General features: G+C 49.1%; 28 protein-coding genes. 2 read left to right on the top strand and 26 right to left on the bottom strand.

Going from position 1 to position 15,352, the window contains the following annotated elements; translation table 11 throughout:
* Positions 1 to 64: 64 nt before the first annotated feature.
* Positions 65 to 916: an AraC family ligand binding domain-containing protein gene (locus ACN0VA_RS07910; protein WP_417820619.1), complete on the top strand. Its 852-nt coding sequence runs from the start codon at positions 65 to 67 to the stop codon at positions 914 to 916.
* 49 nt (positions 917 to 965) lie between these two features.
* Positions 966 to 1,565 carry a LysE family translocator gene (locus tag ACN0VA_RS07905; RefSeq protein ID WP_417820618.1) on the top strand — a complete coding sequence of 200 codons (600 nt, stop codon included), beginning with the start codon at positions 966 to 968 and terminating at the stop codon, positions 1,563 to 1,565.
* Between the two features lie 57 nt (positions 1,566 to 1,622).
* On the opposite strand, the gene rplQ is transcribed toward ACN0VA_RS07905, so the two are convergent.
* The 26 genes from rplQ to rplC form a co-directional block, all read right to left on the bottom strand.
* On the bottom strand, positions 1,623 to 2,063 hold the full coding sequence (gene rplQ, locus ACN0VA_RS07900) for a 50S ribosomal protein L17 (RefSeq protein ID WP_229734386.1): 441 nt from the start codon (positions 2,061 to 2,063) through the stop codon (positions 1,623 to 1,625).
* Positions 2,064 to 2,214: 151 nt separating this feature from the next.
* Positions 2,215 to 3,231: a DNA-directed RNA polymerase subunit alpha gene (locus tag ACN0VA_RS07895; protein WP_188666787.1), complete on the bottom strand. Its 1,017-nt coding sequence runs from the start codon at positions 3,229 to 3,231 to the stop codon at positions 2,215 to 2,217.
* A gap of 125 nt (positions 3,232 to 3,356) precedes the next feature.
* Positions 3,357 to 3,749, bottom strand: coding sequence for a 30S ribosomal protein S11 (rpsK, locus tag ACN0VA_RS07890; protein ID WP_188666785.1), 393 nt, complete (start codon positions 3,747 to 3,749; stop codon positions 3,357 to 3,359).
* A gap of 21 nt (positions 3,750 to 3,770) precedes the next feature.
* The gene (gene rpsM, locus ACN0VA_RS07885; RefSeq protein ID WP_188666783.1) at positions 3,771 to 4,139 is read right to left on the bottom strand and encodes a 30S ribosomal protein S13; all 369 of its coding nucleotides are present in this window, start codon (positions 4,137 to 4,139) and stop codon (positions 3,771 to 3,773) included.
* 114 nt (positions 4,140 to 4,253) lie between these two features.
* Positions 4,254 to 4,898, bottom strand: coding sequence for an adenylate kinase (locus ACN0VA_RS07880; protein WP_417820617.1), 645 nt, complete (start codon positions 4,896 to 4,898; stop codon positions 4,254 to 4,256).
* Positions 4,895 to 6,238, bottom strand: coding sequence for a preprotein translocase subunit SecY (gene secY / locus ACN0VA_RS07875; RefSeq protein ID WP_417820616.1), 1,344 nt, complete (start codon positions 6,236 to 6,238; stop codon positions 4,895 to 4,897). The genes ACN0VA_RS07880 and secY overlap by 4 nt, the downstream gene beginning before the upstream one ends.
* A 47-nt stretch (positions 6,239 to 6,285) precedes the next feature.
* Positions 6,286 to 6,747, bottom strand: coding sequence for a 50S ribosomal protein L15 (gene rplO / locus ACN0VA_RS07870; RefSeq protein ID WP_188666776.1), 462 nt, complete (start codon positions 6,745 to 6,747; stop codon positions 6,286 to 6,288).
* Between the two features lie 62 nt (positions 6,748 to 6,809).
* Positions 6,810 to 6,995, bottom strand: a complete 186-nt coding sequence (gene rpmD / locus ACN0VA_RS07865) for a 50S ribosomal protein L30 (protein ID WP_417820615.1) — start codon at positions 6,993 to 6,995, stop codon at positions 6,810 to 6,812.
* 6 nt (positions 6,996 to 7,001) lie between these two features.
* Positions 7,002 to 7,592, bottom strand: coding sequence for a 30S ribosomal protein S5 (rpsE, locus tag ACN0VA_RS07860; protein ID WP_188666771.1), 591 nt, complete (start codon positions 7,590 to 7,592; stop codon positions 7,002 to 7,004).
* Between the two features lie 14 nt (positions 7,593 to 7,606).
* A complete protein-coding gene (rplR, locus tag ACN0VA_RS07855) occupies positions 7,607 to 7,969 on the bottom strand; it encodes a 50S ribosomal protein L18 (protein WP_417820614.1) in 363 nt (120 codons plus the stop codon).
* Positions 7,969 to 8,502 carry a 50S ribosomal protein L6 gene (gene rplF, locus ACN0VA_RS07850; protein ID WP_417820613.1) on the bottom strand — a complete coding sequence of 178 codons (534 nt, stop codon included), beginning with the start codon at positions 8,500 to 8,502 and terminating at the stop codon, positions 7,969 to 7,971. The genes rplR and rplF overlap by 1 nt, the downstream gene beginning before the upstream one ends.
* 14 nt (positions 8,503 to 8,516) lie before the next feature.
* On the bottom strand, positions 8,517 to 8,915 hold the full coding sequence (gene rpsH, locus ACN0VA_RS07845) for a 30S ribosomal protein S8 (RefSeq protein ID WP_417820612.1): 399 nt from the start codon (positions 8,913 to 8,915) through the stop codon (positions 8,517 to 8,519).
* A gap of 12 nt (positions 8,916 to 8,927) precedes the next feature.
* Positions 8,928 to 9,233 carry a 30S ribosomal protein S14 gene (rpsN, locus tag ACN0VA_RS07840; protein WP_417820611.1) on the bottom strand — a complete coding sequence of 102 codons (306 nt, stop codon included), beginning with the start codon at positions 9,231 to 9,233 and terminating at the stop codon, positions 8,928 to 8,930.
* Between the two features lie 20 nt (positions 9,234 to 9,253).
* Entirely contained in the window at positions 9,254 to 9,793 is a 540-nt protein-coding gene (gene rplE / locus ACN0VA_RS07835; protein ID WP_417820610.1) for a 50S ribosomal protein L5, read from the bottom strand.
* A gap of 12 nt (positions 9,794 to 9,805) precedes the next feature.
* Positions 9,806 to 10,123, bottom strand: a complete 318-nt coding sequence (gene rplX, locus ACN0VA_RS07830) for a 50S ribosomal protein L24 (protein ID WP_417820609.1) — start codon at positions 10,121 to 10,123, stop codon at positions 9,806 to 9,808.
* A gap of 1 nt (position 10,124) precedes the next feature.
* Positions 10,125 to 10,493 carry a 50S ribosomal protein L14 gene (gene rplN / locus ACN0VA_RS07825; RefSeq protein ID WP_188666759.1) on the bottom strand — a complete coding sequence of 123 codons (369 nt, stop codon included), beginning with the start codon at positions 10,491 to 10,493 and terminating at the stop codon, positions 10,125 to 10,127.
* 189 nt (positions 10,494 to 10,682) lie between these two features.
* Positions 10,683 to 10,919, bottom strand: coding sequence for a 30S ribosomal protein S17 (gene rpsQ / locus ACN0VA_RS07820; RefSeq protein ID WP_188666758.1), 237 nt, complete (start codon positions 10,917 to 10,919; stop codon positions 10,683 to 10,685).
* Positions 10,920 to 10,929: 10 nt separating this feature from the next.
* Positions 10,930 to 11,115, bottom strand: a complete 186-nt coding sequence (gene rpmC, locus ACN0VA_RS07815) for a 50S ribosomal protein L29 (protein ID WP_188666757.1) — start codon at positions 11,113 to 11,115, stop codon at positions 10,930 to 10,932.
* Positions 11,116 to 11,117: 2 nt separating this feature from the next.
* Complete coding sequence (rplP, locus tag ACN0VA_RS07810; RefSeq protein ID WP_188666755.1) at positions 11,118 to 11,537, bottom strand: 50S ribosomal protein L16; 420 nt, start codon at positions 11,535 to 11,537, stop codon at positions 11,118 to 11,120.
* Positions 11,538 to 11,552: 15 nt separating this feature from the next.
* A complete protein-coding gene (gene rpsC / locus ACN0VA_RS07805) occupies positions 11,553 to 12,236 on the bottom strand; it encodes a 30S ribosomal protein S3 (protein ID WP_188666753.1) in 684 nt (227 codons plus the stop codon).
* Positions 12,236 to 12,616, bottom strand: a complete 381-nt coding sequence (gene rplV, locus ACN0VA_RS07800) for a 50S ribosomal protein L22 (RefSeq protein WP_188666751.1) — start codon at positions 12,614 to 12,616, stop codon at positions 12,236 to 12,238. The genes rpsC and rplV overlap by 1 nt, the downstream gene beginning before the upstream one ends.
* A gap of 3 nt (positions 12,617 to 12,619) precedes the next feature.
* Positions 12,620 to 12,898 (bottom strand): 30S ribosomal protein S19, encoded by a 279-nt coding sequence (gene rpsS, locus ACN0VA_RS07795; RefSeq protein ID WP_188666749.1) that lies wholly within the window; start codon positions 12,896 to 12,898, stop codon positions 12,620 to 12,622.
* An 11-nt stretch (positions 12,899 to 12,909) separates the two neighbouring features.
* Positions 12,910 to 13,740, bottom strand: a complete 831-nt coding sequence (gene rplB / locus ACN0VA_RS07790; RefSeq protein WP_417820608.1) for a 50S ribosomal protein L2 — start codon at positions 13,738 to 13,740, stop codon at positions 12,910 to 12,912.
* Between the two features lie 3 nt (positions 13,741 to 13,743).
* Positions 13,744 to 14,067 (bottom strand): 50S ribosomal protein L23, encoded by a 324-nt coding sequence (locus ACN0VA_RS07785; protein ID WP_188666744.1) that lies wholly within the window; start codon positions 14,065 to 14,067, stop codon positions 13,744 to 13,746.
* On the bottom strand, positions 14,064 to 14,684 hold the full coding sequence (rplD, locus tag ACN0VA_RS07780; RefSeq protein WP_188666742.1) for a 50S ribosomal protein L4: 621 nt from the start codon (positions 14,682 to 14,684) through the stop codon (positions 14,064 to 14,066). The genes ACN0VA_RS07785 and rplD overlap by 4 nt, the downstream gene beginning before the upstream one ends.
* Positions 14,685 to 14,689: 5 nt before the next feature.
* A partial coding sequence (gene rplC / locus ACN0VA_RS07775) for a 50S ribosomal protein L3 (RefSeq protein WP_417820607.1) occupies positions 14,690 to 15,352 on the bottom strand: 663 nt, incomplete at its 5' end.

Genomic DNA, 15,352 nt, shown 5'->3' with positions numbered 1-15,352 from the left:
TTTACAAAAACGGTAGTTTAAAAAATGCACAAATCTTCTAGAATATCGTACACGGTATGCTTAGATGGCAGGTATGGTTACGACAAAAAACACAGATTGGGTTAATCTTCAACACGACCATAGGACGGGCGTGGAAACTCTGCATGCCCATTTTGAAGGCCATGCCTATGACCCGCACTTGCATGATACCTATGTCATCGGCTTAACGGAAAGCGGTATTCAGCAATTCAATTGCCGTCACAAAATACATAATTCCCTTAAAGGTGGCTGTTTTTTAATTGAGCCGGGCGAAATTCATGACGGTCATGCCCCTTATGAAGGCGGCTTCACTTATCGGTCCCTAAACATACCGGAAAAATGGTTACACGACCAAATATCCGATATTTTTTGCGATAAGCCCGATAAATTTGAACTCACATTCAACAGTACACTATCACAGGATCATCCTCTCGCCTGCGCTGTATCCGATGCATTTCGCGCAAAACATATGCATGATCCCGATATCGTTCAGGAAGCCTGTATGGATACCATGCTGCAAACCTTGACGCGGCATATGAATTGGCGGCAAAAAGAACATGCAAAACACGGACACTATCTGGCCTATCGTATTCGTGAGTATATCAATGCGAATATCGAAACCGACATGCTGGTTCAGGATATCGCACTGGATTTTGGCTATGACCGTTTTCAGATCACGCGGGCCTTTAAAAACGCATTTGGCATCTCCCCACATGCCTATTTGATCCAGCTACGACTGGCACGTGCACGCACTTTGCTTTCACAAGGCCATGCCCCCAGCGACGTTGCCCATCGTCTCTGCTTTGCCGATCAAAGTCATTTGGGACGTTGGTTTAAGCGGGCTTATCGATTAACCCCTTCAGCCTATGCAAAAAACTGCACAGACATTCCAGACTAATTTCAAAACAAACAACATAATCGAGATTATCATTTCAAAGGATTGAAAGATGATCTCTTATTTTTTCAGCTTTATCGCCTTTTCTATTTTAGCGTCCATCACGCCGGGGCCGACCAACATTCTTTCCTTCAGCCTCGGGATGCAAACAGGGCTACGTCGTACCCTGCCTTTTGTCTTCTCCTCCTCTGCCTCCGCTTCCCTTATTCTGTTTTTTACCTTTTTCGGCATTTCACATATTTTGTTGAAGTACCCCCTATTGCAAACATGCATGACATTTGCGGGGGCTCTATGGTTAAGTTGGATGGCTGTGCGCCTTTTTAAATCTGACGGAAACTTTAAACATCACACACAAGACCTGCCAAACTGGAAAGATGGCGCATTCATGCAAATTATAAACCCGAAGGTCTGGATGATGGCCTTAACCGTCAGCAGCTTGTTTTTATTTCCTGCACTGGATAAAGAAACAAACGCAGCCCTCCTTGCCTTCACATTCTTTATCGTCACCTGCCCCTGCATGGGGTTTTGGGCCGTTATGGGGGCTATCACACGCACCACAGTCACAACGCCTCGGTATCGCAGCGTAATCAACAAAACGCTTTCTATTCTTTTGCTTCTGACCGTCTGGGGACTGATCTTCCAAACCATTTAAAACAAAAAAGGCGGCTACCCGAAGGTAACCGCCTTTTTTAAAGGTGCAAAAGATCACTTATACAGCGAGGTCTTCAGCAGCATCTTCTGCTTCGCGTTCAGCTTCAACACGCGCCTTATCGGCTGCGCCTTTTGCTTCTACGTCGCGCTCAACCAGCTCGATGAAAGCCATCGGAGCGGCATCGCCAAAACGGAAGCCGGCTTTAAGAACACGTGTATAACCACCGTTACGTTCTTTGTAACGCGGGCCAAGAACGTCGAACAGCTTCTTAACAGCTGCTTCGTCGCGCAGAGTAGCCATCGCCTGACGACGTGCGTGCAAATCACCACGTTTGCCCAAAGTGATCATTTTGTCCGCAATGGAACGAAGATCTTTTGCTTTCGGCAAAGTTGTTTTGATTTGCTCGTGAGTGATCAGAGCAACCGCCATGTTCGCAAACAAAGCGCGGCGGTGTGATTTAGTACGGTTTAATTTGCGACCAGACATACGGTGACGCATAGCGGTATCTCCTTCATCAGAGTTCGTCTTGCAAGGCAAGAGCGATAAGTAAATCTTTTCGCCTCACCCTTTTCCCATCAATCAAGAAAAGAGCGGGAACGAAAAGTCGGGACCAACAGGACCCCAAACAACCCAACGGTTATCTAAAAGATCAGAACGGATCTTCCAGACGTTTTGCCAGGTCTTCGATATTTTCCGGCGGCCAGCCGTCAACGTCCATCCCCAGTGACAAGTCCATACCACCGAGAACTTCTTTGATCTCGTTGAGGGACTTACGACCGAAGTTCGGCGTACGCAACATTTCTGCTTCGGTTTTCTGAACCAGATCGCCGATGTAGATGATGTTGTCGTTTTTGAGACAGTTGGCAGAACGAACGGAAAGTTCCAGCTCGTCCACTTTGCGCAACAAATTCTTGTTGAACGGAAGATCGTCTTCTTTCTTCTCCGGCAGAGCCACTTCCGGCTCTTCGAAGTTGATGAAGAGTTGCAGTTGATCTTGCAGGATACGACCCGCCAAAGCAACAGCATCTTCCGGTGTTACGGAACCGTCTGTGGTCACTGTCAAAGACAATTTATCATAGTCGGTTACACGGCCTACACGCGTGTTATCCACTTTATATGACACTTTCTTCACCGGAGAGAAGATCGCATCAACAGGGATCAAACCGATCGGAGAGTCTTCCGGACGGTTTTGAACAGCGGGAACGTAGCCCTTGCCCGTATCAACTGTGAATTCGATATTCAGCTTGGCATCTGCATCAAGGTGGCAAATCACGAGATCTGGATCCATCACAGAGATGTCAGCCGGACATTCGATCATACCGGCGGTCACTGGACCAGGACCGGTTGCCTGAAGATGCATTTTCTTCACGCCTTCGCTTTCGCAACGAAGAGCAATGTTCTTAACGTTAAGAACAATATCAGTCACGTCTTCACGGACACCCGCGACAGACGAAAACTCGTGCAAAACGCCGTCGATTTGAATTGCGGTTACAGCTGCACCCTGCAGCGACGACAGCAACACACGACGAATAGCGTTACCAAGAGTCAGACCAAATCCACGCTCAAGCGGTTCAGCAACGATAACGGCCGTACGACCATCATCTTCACCAGACTTCACTTCAAGCTTGGACGGTTTAATGAGTTCTTGCCAATTCTTTTGAATCACAACCCTGACCTCACACAAGCATTAAAAAAAAATACGCGAATCCAAAAAGCTGGGTTCACGGCAAATAACCGATACCTTAACCGGTACCGGTTATTTGTGAGAAAAACCCGCTTTTCAAAAGCGAATTATACGCGACGACGTTTGCGCGGACGGCAACCGTTGTGCGGAATCGGCGTCACATCTTTAATAGATGTAATCGTGAAACCAACTGCGTTCAAAGCGCGCAGTGCAGATTCACGCCCAGAGCCCGGGCCTTTAACCAGAACTTCAAGGGTCTTCATGCCGTGTTCCATCGCCTTTTTGCCAGCATCCTCGGCTGCCATCTGTGCTGCATAAGGTGTGGACTTACGAGAGCCCTTAAAACCTTGTGCACCAGCAGAAGACCAAGAAATTGCATTACCTTGTGCATCGGCAATGGTGATGATCGTGTTGTTAAACGTTGCGTTTACGTGTGCAATACCAGAAACGATATTTTTACGCTCACGACGACGCGGACTTTGTCTACTAGCTTTTGCCATAATTCAATTATCCTACTTGAATTATTTCTTTTTACCCGCGATAGGACGCGCAGGTCCTTTGCGGGTGCGAGCGTTACACTTGGTACGTTGACCACGAACCGGAAGACCTTTCCGGTGACGCAAGCCGCGGTAGCTTTTCAAGTCCAACAGACGTTTAATGTTCATCGCAACTTCACGACGAAGGTCACCTTCAACCGTGTAGTCTGCATCAATCGTTTCACGAATCTTAACGACTTCGTCGTCAGCTAATTCGTTTACACGCTTCTCTAACGGAATGCCTACTTTCTCACAGATCTCCTGTGATTTCGCCGGGCCAATTCCGTGAATATATGTAAGTGCAATCACAACACGTTTTTGTGTCGGGATGTTTACACCTGCAATACGCGCCAAAGCGGTTCTCCTCACACCAAAAAAATACTAAAGGTAAGTAAAAAACTTACCGGAAACCGAGGGGCGGGATTATAGAAAGGAAATCCTTCCTGTCAAGCCCCCTTTCCAATTAAATCAACCCAAGATCGCCTTGAGCTGAGCGGTAACTTCATCGATGTCAGCCATGCCATCGACTTTCTTCAACATCCCTTTTGCACCATAGTGAGACGCAATCGGGGCTGTTTGTTCACGATAAGATTCCAAACGGGAACGAACGGTTTCTTCATTATCATCGGCGCGACGGGTAAATTCTGTCCCGTCACATTTATCACAGACACCTTCAGCTTTAGGCTTCTGGAAACTATCGTGATACCCTTGACCACATTTGGCACAGGTATAACGACCGGTGATACGTTCAACAAGCGCATCTTCATCGACAACCATTTCGATGACTTCATCAAGCTTCTGACCTTTTTCAGCCAACATGGCATCCAAAGCTTCGGCTTGTGCTGTTGTACGCGGGAAACCATCAAGGATGTAACCTTTTTGACAATCATCCTGTTCGACGCGGCTGGAAATCATAGAAATAATCAATTCGTCAGTAACGAGATTGCCTGCTTCCATAACAGCTTTCAATTCTTGTCCGATTTCGCTGCCACTGGCCACTTCCGCACGCAGCATATCGCCGGTGGAGAGTTGAACAATGCCATAAGCTTCTTCGAGACGTTTTGCTTGAGTACCTTTACCAGCACCTGGTGCACCTAACAGGATAAGTTTCATCCTCTTTTCCCCCTGAGTTTTGACTTCTTAATCAGACCTTCATACTGGTGGGCGAGAAGATGCGAATGCACTTGCCCTACCGTATCCATTGTAACCGTTACAACGATCAACAAGCTTGTCCCACCAAAATAGAAAGGAACTTGCCATTCCGCAATTAGAATTTCAGGCAGTAGACAGACAGCGGACAAATATGCCGCACCGATAACTGTCAAACGACTTGTGATCTTATCCAAATATTCCGCCGTATTTTTCCCCGGACGAATACCCGGTACATACCCACCGTTCTTGCGCAGGTTTTCCGCCGTTTCTACCGGGTTGAAAACAACCGAGGTATAGAAGAAAGCAAAGAAAACAATCAACCCAAGATACAGACTGATATATAACGGCTGCCCGCGACCAAGCCATGCGGCAACAGTTTGCAGCCATTCCGGTCCCTGCCCGGCTGTCATGGAAATAACAGTCGTCGGCAGCAACAGCAAAGAGCTGGCAAAAATGGGCGGGATCACACCAGACGTGTTGATCTTAAGCGGCATATGGGAAGACTCGCCCCCATAAACCTTATTTCCACGTTGGCGTTTGGGATATTGGATCACGACTTTGCGTTGGGCGCGTTCCATGAACACGATGAACATGATCACGCCAACACTCATCGCCAGCAGTATGATGATGAACAATACGGATAGAGCCCCCGTACGACCAAGTTCCAGCGTTCCCGCCAAAGCACTTGGTAAATTCGCCACAATACCTGCGAAGATGATCAAAGAAATGCCGTTACCAATCCCGCGAGCCGTAATTTGCTCACCCAGCCACATCAAGAAGATAGTACCACCAACCAGCGTGATAACGGTTGCTCCCCGGAAGAAATACCCCGGATCTATAACCGCTGAACCAGCAGAGGAATTCATCCCTTCCAGACCTACGGCAATACCGTATGCTTGCAAGGACGCGATCAACACCGTCAGATAACGGGTGTATTGCGTAATCTTTTTGCGACCTGACTCGCCTTCCTTCTTCATGGCTTCCAGGCTTGGCGAAACCGCCGTGCCCAACTGCATGATGATGGAAGCTGAGATATAAGGCATGATGTTCAGTGCGAAAATGGTCATACGACCCAACGCACCACCGGCGAACATATCAAACATCCCAAGAATGCCACCGGCATTCTGCGTGAACAGATCACGCAGAATAACCGGATCGATACCCGGAATAGGAATGTAAGCGCCAATTCGATAAACGATCAATGCCCCCAACGTGAACCAGATACGCTTTTTCAGTTCTTCTGCTTTCGCAATAGAACCGAAGCTCATGTTAGCGGCTAATTGTTCTGCGGCAGATGCCATAACGGTCCCCTGGACTTACTTACTTGGTCCGAAAATCGAAGTCGGTTTTACTCAGCAGCGTCAACACTGACGGAACCGCCTGCCTTTTCGACAGCAGCGATTGCACCAGCAGAAGCGCTATTGACTTCAACCGTTACTTTTGAGGTAATCTCACCTTTGTTCAGGAGACGAACGCCGTCCTTCACACGGTTCACAAGACCAGCGGCCTTCAGAACCTCAACAGTGACAGTGTCACCGTCTTTGATTTTACCTGCATCAATCGCCTTTTGAATGCGACCGACGTTAACAACAGCGAATTCCGTACGGAAGATGTTGTTAAAGCCGCGCTTAGGCAAACGGCGATACAGCGGCATTTGACCGCCTTCAAAACCCACAGCAACTGTGTTGCGGGCTTTTTGACCTTTTTGACCACGCGTGGAAGTCTTGCCTTTGCCGGAACCGATCCCTCGGCCCACACGCATGCGAGACTTTGTTGCGCCGTCATTGTCACGAAGCTCATTGAGTTTCATGTTTCAAATCCTTTAAAGTTTCTCGTAAACTCTCGAAAAAGAGGAAGGTGTGAAACCACACCCTACTCAACGATTTCCACGAGATGTTGAACTTTAGAAATCATGCCGCGAACAGAAGGAGTATCTTCCAGTTCGGAAACACGGTTCATTTTGTTCAAACCAAGGCCAACCAACGTAGCACGTTGATCTTTATTGCGACCGATCGGGCTACCGACCTGTTGCACTTTAATGGTATTTTTCTTAGCCATGTCTCATTACTCCTTTGCAGCAGCCTGAGCAGCCGCACCTGAGTCCCGACGGGCCACGATTTCACCAACTTTCTTACCACGCTTGGAAGCGATGGAACGCGGAGAGAATGAATTCTGCAGCGCATCGAAAGTAGCTTTAATCATGTTGTTCGGGTTTTGAGTACCCATCGACTTCGCAACAACGTCTTGTACGCCCATTGTTTCGAACACTGCACGCATCGGACCACCGGCAATAATACCAGTACCAGACGGTGCAGCACGCAGGATAACTTTACCTGCGCCGAAGTGACCTTTCACATCGTGGTGAAGTGTACGACCTTCGCGAAGCGGGATACGAATCATGTTACGTTTCGCTTGTTCAGTAGCCTTACGGATGGCTTCCGGAACTTCACGTGCCTTACCCGTGCCGAAACCGACACGACCACGACCGTCACCAACAACGACCATAGCAGCAAACGAGAAGCGACGGCCACCTTTGACCACCTTGGCGACGCGGTTAATGCCGACGAGCTTATCGATCAGGTCGGAGTCTTGCTCCTGTACCTTCTCTTTGCCACGGCCTTTACCGCGAGAGTTTTCTTTAGGATTACGTGCCATATCTCATTCTTCCTTTAGAACGACAGACCAGCTTCACGAGCTGCGTCAGCCAAAGCTTTCACACGCCCATGATAGCGGTAGCCACCACGGTCGAAGACGACATCCTTGATACCGGCAGCGACAGCGCGCTCACCAACCAAAGCACCAACCTTAGCGGCAGCGTCTTTGTCAGCACCAGTTTTCAAGCTACCTTTGAGATCTTTCTCAATGGAAGATGCGGCAACCAACGTTACACCCTGTGTATCGTCGATAATTTGCGCATAGATGTGCTTGCTGGAACGGAAAATCGACAAACGCGGGCGACCGGCGGCGCGCTTGCGGATCTGGAAACGAACGCGGCTTTTGCGACGTTCCTGAAGTTGTCTTGTATTCAACATTACTTCTTCTTCCCTTCCTTACGAAGGATGTACTCACCCTTGTAGCGAACACCTTTGCCTTTGTAAGGCTCCGGCGGACGGAATGCGCGGATTTCAGCGGCAATTTGGCCAACTTTTTGTTTATCCGCACCAGAGATCGTAATCTCTGTTTGAGACGGGCAAGCAATCTGCAGGTCAGACGGAATCGGCACGATTACGTCATGTGAGAAACCCAGTTGCAACTCCAGATTAGAACCCTTAACGGCGGCACGATAACCAACGCCAGTGATTTCCAATGATTTGGAGAAACCTTCGTTCACACCAATGACCAGATTGTTAATACGTGTGCGAGCCGTAGCCCACATTTGACGAGCGCGACGAGTTTCGTTTTTCGGAGCGACAACAACTTTGCCTTCTTCCTCAGAAACAACAACTTCATCCATCACAGTGAAAGTTAATTCACCGTTTTTACCCTTGGCGACAACGTCCTGACCGTTAATAGTAACGGTAACGCCGGACGGGACTTCTACCGGGTGCTTACCAATACGTGACATAATAGTATGCTCCCTTAGAATACGGTGCAGAGGATCTCGCCGCCAACATTGGCTTCACGAGCTTCTGCATCTGACATGACGCCACGCGGGGTGGTCAAAATAGAAATACCCAAGCCATTAAAGACTTTCGGCAAACCATTAACGCCAGAATACACACGGCGACCCGGTGTAGACACGCGTTTGATTTGAGAGATGACAGGCTTGCCATCATAGTATTTCAGCTCGATACGCAGTTCGTCGAAACCAGCAGCGCCGGTGACTTTTTCAAAACCACGAATGTAACCTTCCCGTTTCAAAACATCCAAAACGTTCGCGCGAAGTTTAGACGCTGGTGCAGAGACCGCGCTTTTGTTCGCTTGTTGACCGTTACGGATACGGGTCAGCATATCCCCTAAGGGATCTGACATAGACATGATCGTATCTCCTTACCAGCTAGATTTCACCACGCCCGGCAGGCTACCATTAGAAGCAAGATCACGGAATTTAATCCGGCACATCTTAAACTTACGGTAGTTGCCACGCGGGCGGCCAGTTACTTCACAACGCAGACGAATGCGGCTTTTAGACGCATCGCGCGGCATAGCGTTCAGTTTAAACTGAGCATCCATACGCTCTTCGCCCGGCAGGTCGCGGTTCATAATGATTGATTTCAACTCTGCGCGTTTTTGTGCAAATTTCGCCACTTTACGTTCGCGACGCTTATTTTTCTCGATAGCACTTGCTTTAGCCATAACTAAATATCCTTCTATCGTTACTTCGCGAACGGCATGTCGAATTTAGCCAACAAAGCGCGAGCTTCGTCGTCATTATCCGCCGTTGTGCAGATTACGATGTCCATCCCACGGATCGCGTCGATTTGATCGTAGTCGATTTCCGGGAACACGATTTGTTCTTTGATACCCATAGCATAGTTGCCACGACCATCGAAAGATTTGCCGTTCAGGCCACGGAAGTCACGAACACGCGGTAAAGCGATATTAACCAAGCGATCCATGAATTCGAACATACGGTTACGACGAAGCGTAACTTTTGCACCAACTACTTGACCTTCGCGCAGCTTGAAGCCGGCGATGGATTTAGTCGCTATGGTTTTGACTGCTTTCTGACCTGCAATTGCTTCCAGTTCAGCTACCGCTGCGTCGATCTTTTTCTTATCCTGAGCAGCTTCACCAACACCCATATTGATGACGATTTTTTCAAGTTTCGGGATCTGCATATCACTTGCATAACCGAACTCTTCCTTCATCGCCTGACGGATGGTGGTGTTATATACTTCTTTTAAACGAGCCATCTATCCAATCCCTCAGCTATCAATGACTTCGCCGGAAAGCTTGGCTACGCGAACTTTCTTGCCATCTTCCAGAATTTTGAAGCCAACGCGTGTTGCTTTGCCTTCTTTCGGGTCAACGATTGCAATATTTGAAAGTGCGATTGCAGCTTCTTTCTCAACGATACCACCGGCTTGGAATTGGGTCGGCTTCGTGTGGCGTTTCACCAGATTGATGCCTTGCACAACTGCTTTGGCATTATCAGGTTGAACACTCAGGACTTCGCCTTGTTTGCCCTTGTCTTTACCGGTCAGGACGATGACGTTATCGCCCTTCTTAATCTTGGCTGCCATGTTAAAGCACCTCCGGAGCTAGGGAGACGATTTTCATGTAGTTACGAGCGCGAAGTTCGCGAGTAACCGGGCCAAAGATACGCGTTCCGATCGGCTCGCCGTTTTTGTTAATCAAAACAGCAGCATTTTTATCGAAACGGATTGCAGAGCCATCAGGGCGACGGATGTCCTTGGCTGTGCGAACGATAACGGCGCGATGCACGTCACCTTTTTTCACACGACCGCGCGGAATGGCTTCTTTTACAGAAACGACGATAACGTCGCCTACAGAAGCCCAACGGCGCTTGGAGCCACCGAGAACCTTGATGCACTGCACTCGGCGTGCACCGGAGTTATCCGCTACATCCAAGTTGGTTTGCATCTGAATCATAGAATATTCCTTTTTCTAGATCCTGGTCACGAAATTAAGGAAGTCTAAAAACACTTAGACTTCCTCTCTTTTGAGTCACACAAGAATAATCTTGATGTCTCAAGGTGAGGATACCTAATCGTTTAGGCATCAACAGTCAAGACTTATCAAGTTTTTCTTTATGTCACGAAATTGAGGAAGCCTAAAGGCTTAGGCTTCCTCAGTAACAACTTCCCAAGACTTGTTCTTGGAAATAGGCTTGGTTTCAATGATTTTCACCAATTGACCAAGTTTGAACTGATTGTTCTCGTCGTGCGCGGCATACTTTTTAGAGCGCTTGATGAATTTTTTGTAGAGCGGGTGCTTGAAGCGTCGTTCTACTTTCACCACAACAGTCTTGTCTTGCTTGTCGCTAACAACAACGCCTTGGAGGATACGTTTGGGCATCACTTTCTCCTTAGGCTTTTTCGCCGATGACCGTCTTGATACGCGCAATTTCGCGACGCACTTGACGGACTCGAGCTGTGTTTTCCAATTGACCGCTAGCTTGCTGGAAGCGAAGATTAAACGCTTCCTTACGCAATTTCAGCAGTTCATCCTTCAGTTCGTCAGAACTTTTGGAGCGGATTTCTGCAGCCTTCATATTTATTCTCCTTCACCCAAGCGGGTTACGAAGCGCGTGCGGACCGGCAATTTAGCAGCCGCCAATTCCATGGCGCGGCGTGCTACTTCGTGCGGTACACCATCGATTTCAAACATGATACGGCCCGGCTTTACCTTACAAGCCCAGAATTCCGGTGAACCTTTACCTTTACCCATACGGACTTCAGCAGGTTTTTTGGAAACAGGCACGTCAGGGAAGATACGGATCCAGACACGACCGGCACGTTTCATGTGACGGGTCATGGCACGACGCGCAGCTTCGATTTGACGGGACGTTACACGCTCGGGAGTTAAAGCTTTCAAGCCGTAAGCTCCAAAGTTCAAAGAAGAACCACCTTTAGCATTGCCTTTAATACGGCCTTTATGCTGCTTGCGGAACTTTGTACGTTTTGGCAATAACATGACTAACCTCTCTCCTTAGCGCGCACTTGTCGGTGCGTCTGCAGTAAGGTTTTCAACAGCCATCGGATCGTGTTCCATGATCTCGCCTTTGAAGATCCAGACCTTCACACCGCACGCACCATAAGTGGTGTGACCGGTAGAAGTCCCGTAATCAACGTTTGCACGCAGTGTGTGCAGCGGAACGCGGCCTTCACGATACCATTCAGTACGCGCGATCTCAGCACCACCCAAACGGCCGGAGCAGTTGATACGAATACCGAGTGCGCCGAGGCGCATGGCAGATTGAACGGAACGTTTCATCGCACGACGGAAAGAAACACGACGTTCCAATTGCTGAGCAATAGAGTCAGCAACCAGTTGTGCGTCCAGTTCCGGTTTGCGGATTTCCACGATGTTCAAACGAACGTCATTGCCTGTCATAACAGAAAGACGCTGACGGAGTTTCTCGATGTCTTGGCCTTTTTTGCCGATTACAACACCCGGACGAGCCGTGTGAATTGTAATGCGAGCGCGTTTAGCCGGGCGTTCGATGACAACCTTTGCAACACCTGCCTGTGCGAGTTCTTTTTTGATTAACTCACGCAGTTCCAGATCCTGGTGAAGCTTGTCAGCATAATCGCTTTTACCGGCGTACCAACGAGATTCCCATGTACGGTTGATCCCGAGGCGCAGACCAATCGGGTTTACCTTCTGACCCATTATGCTGTCTCCTCACGTTCACGCAGAATGATGCGCATGTTGCTCCACGGTTTCAAAATCTTTCCAACACGGCCACGAGCACGTGCTTTCCAGCGTTTCATAACCATAGCGCGACCTACAGAAGCTTCTGCGACAAACAGGTTGTCAACGTCAAGCTGGTGATTGTTTTCTGCATTGGCAATCGCAGATTCCAGAACCGCTTTCACATCTTTTGCGATACGGCGCTTGGAAAATGCTAATTCAGCAACCGCTGCAGAAGCATTCTTGCCACGGATAGAAGCACAGACCAGGTTCAGCTTTTGCGGGCTGACACGGATCATTTTGGCGCGAGCCATTGCTTCGTTATCGGCAAGGCGACGCTCTGTCTTTTTCTTACCCATAACTTACTTCCTCTTGGCTTTCTTATCGGCAGCGTGACCATAATAGGTACGAGTCGGAGAGAACTCACCGAACTTATGACCAATCATGTCTTCTGTCACCAATACCGGGATAAATTTGTTACCGTTGTAGACACCGAAAGTCAGGCCTACGAATTGCGGCAAAATAGTGGAACGACGCGACCATGTCTTAATGACATCATTGCGACCGGACTCACGTGCCTTCTCAGCTTTACCAAGAAGGTAGCCGTCAACAAACGGTCCTTTCCATACGGAACGAGCCACGAGCCGGCCTCCTATTTCTTATGACGGCTGCGCATAATCAGCGCGTCCGTCTTCTTGTTGCTACGAGTGCGTTTACCCTTAGTCGGTTTACCCCAAGGTGTAACCGGATGACGGCCACCAGAGGTGCGACCTTCACCACCACCATGCGGGTGATCGACAGGGTTCATTGCCACACCACGGACAGACGGACGCTTGCCGAGCCAGCGATTACGGCCAGCTTTACCAAGTTTCACGTTCTGTTGATCCGGGTTGGAAACAGCGCCGATTGTTGCCAGACACTCACCGCGGACCAGGCGAACTTCACCTGAACCGAGACGAAGCTGAGCGTACCCTTGGTCTTTACCAACGAGCTGAACGTAAGTACCGGCAGAACGCGCGATCTGACCACCCTTACCGGGCTTCAATTCGACGTTATGAATAATGGTACCAACCGGAATGTTTGCCAAAGGCATTGCATTACCCGGTTTTACGTCAACGCGCTGACCAGACACAACAGTGTCGCCAACTTGCAGGCGTTGCGGAGCGAGAATGTAAGACAATTCGCCGTCTTCGTAGCGAATAAGAGCGATAAAGGCCGTACGGTTAGGATCGTACTCAAGACGCTCAACTGTTGCCGCAACATCAAATTTCGCATTGCGTTTGAAATCGATAAAACGATAACGACGCTTGTGACCACCACCGATACGGCGAGAGGTAATGCGACCAGTGTTGTTACGACCACCGGTCTTACGCAGACCTTCGGTCAGACCTTTGACCGGCTTGCCTTTGTAAAGATCGGAACGATCAACCAGAACCAGATTACGCTGGCCCGGAGTCGTTGGTTTGAATTTTTTCAAAGCCATGGTTTAGACCCCCGTCGTCACATCGATAGACTCACCTTCGGCGAGTGTCACGATTGCTTTTTTGACATCGGAACGACGACCAACGCGGCCACGGAAACGTTTGGTTTTACCTTTAGTAATAATGGTATTAACCGCCGTAACCTTCACACCAAACACTTCCTCGATAGCTTTGCGAACTTCAATTTTGTTCGCATCCATCGGTACACGGAAAGTGACCTGGTTGTGTTCTGACAACAGTGTCGCCTTTTCGGTGATAACCGGAGAACGCAGTAATTCAAACTTACGTTCAGAAGAAACGGTTACTTTGCTTGCTAGATATTTTGTCATGACAAGCGCTCCACCAATTTTTCGACTGCACCTTTGGTCAGAACCAATTTGTCAGCGCGAAGGATGTCGTAAACGTTGGCGCCTTGACTTGGCAGAGCGTCGATGCCGGGAATATTGGCAATCGCGTTCTGGAAGTTGGCGTCAACATCGGTTGCATCGATAAACAGTGCAGAAGTCAATTCCAAAGCTTTCAGCTTAGCAACCGCTTCTTTTGTTTTCGGGGCATCCAGCTTGGCTTCGTCAATAACGACCAACGCACCACCAGCTGCTTTCGCAGACAGCGCACATTTCAGGCCGAGTTTACGAACTTTCTTGTTCAGGTCATGTGCATAAGAGCGCACAACCGGACCATGAACGGTCGCACCGCCACGCATTTGGGTTGCACCTTTAAAGCCCTGACGAGCGTTACCGGTACCCTTTTGCTTGAACGGTTTGGTTTTGACGATTGCCAATTCACCACGGGTTTTAACTTTGTGAGTACCGGTTTGGCGACGTGCCAATTGCCAGTTTACTACACGGTGAAGAATGTCAGCGCGCGGCTCAACACCAAAAATGGCATCGTCCAGCTCGATATCGCCGACTTTCTTATTTTCAAGACTAATTACGTCGCACTTCATGCCACTTATTCCTCAGTCGCTTCCGGTGCTTCCGCAGCCGGTGCTTCTTGAGCAGCCGGAGCATCCGCAACAGCAGCAGTCTTGATGGCTGCCGGGAACGGCAAACCTTCCGGCGCAACACGCTTGACAGCGTCTTTCACCAGAACGTAACCACCCTTGGCACCGGGCAAACCGCCCTTAACCATGATAAGACCACGCTCGCCATCTGTGGCGACGATTTCGAGATTCTGAACAGTCACACGCGCAGCACCCATATGACCCGCCATCTTCTTACCTTTGAAGACGCGGCCGGGGTCCTGACATTGACCGGTGGAACCATGTGAACGGTGAGAGATTGATACACCGTGAGAAGCACGAAGACCGCCAAAATTGTGACGTTTCATGCCCCCTGCAAAGCCTTTACCGATGGAAGTACCAGTAACGTCTACGTACTGACCAACCACAAAGTGTTCTGCAGAAATTTCTGCACCCACTTCGATAAGACCTTCAGGCTCCACGCGGAATTCAGCCAGTTTGGCTTTCGGCTCCACCTTATTAGCGGCGAAGTGCCCGCGCATGGGCTTGCTCACGTTCTTGACCTTGGCGCTACCAAATCCGAGCTGCACTGCCGTGTAGCCATCCTTGTCTTCGGTACGCTGCGCAACGACTTGGGTGTCGACTTTCAACAC

Source organism: Terasakiella sp. (assembly GCF_048267425.1).
Taxonomy (GTDB): domain Bacteria; phylum Pseudomonadota; class Alphaproteobacteria; order Rhodospirillales; family Terasakiellaceae; genus Terasakiella.
Note: the sequence above shows the minus strand (reverse complement) of the source record. Positions and strands in the feature narration are given on the sequence as shown.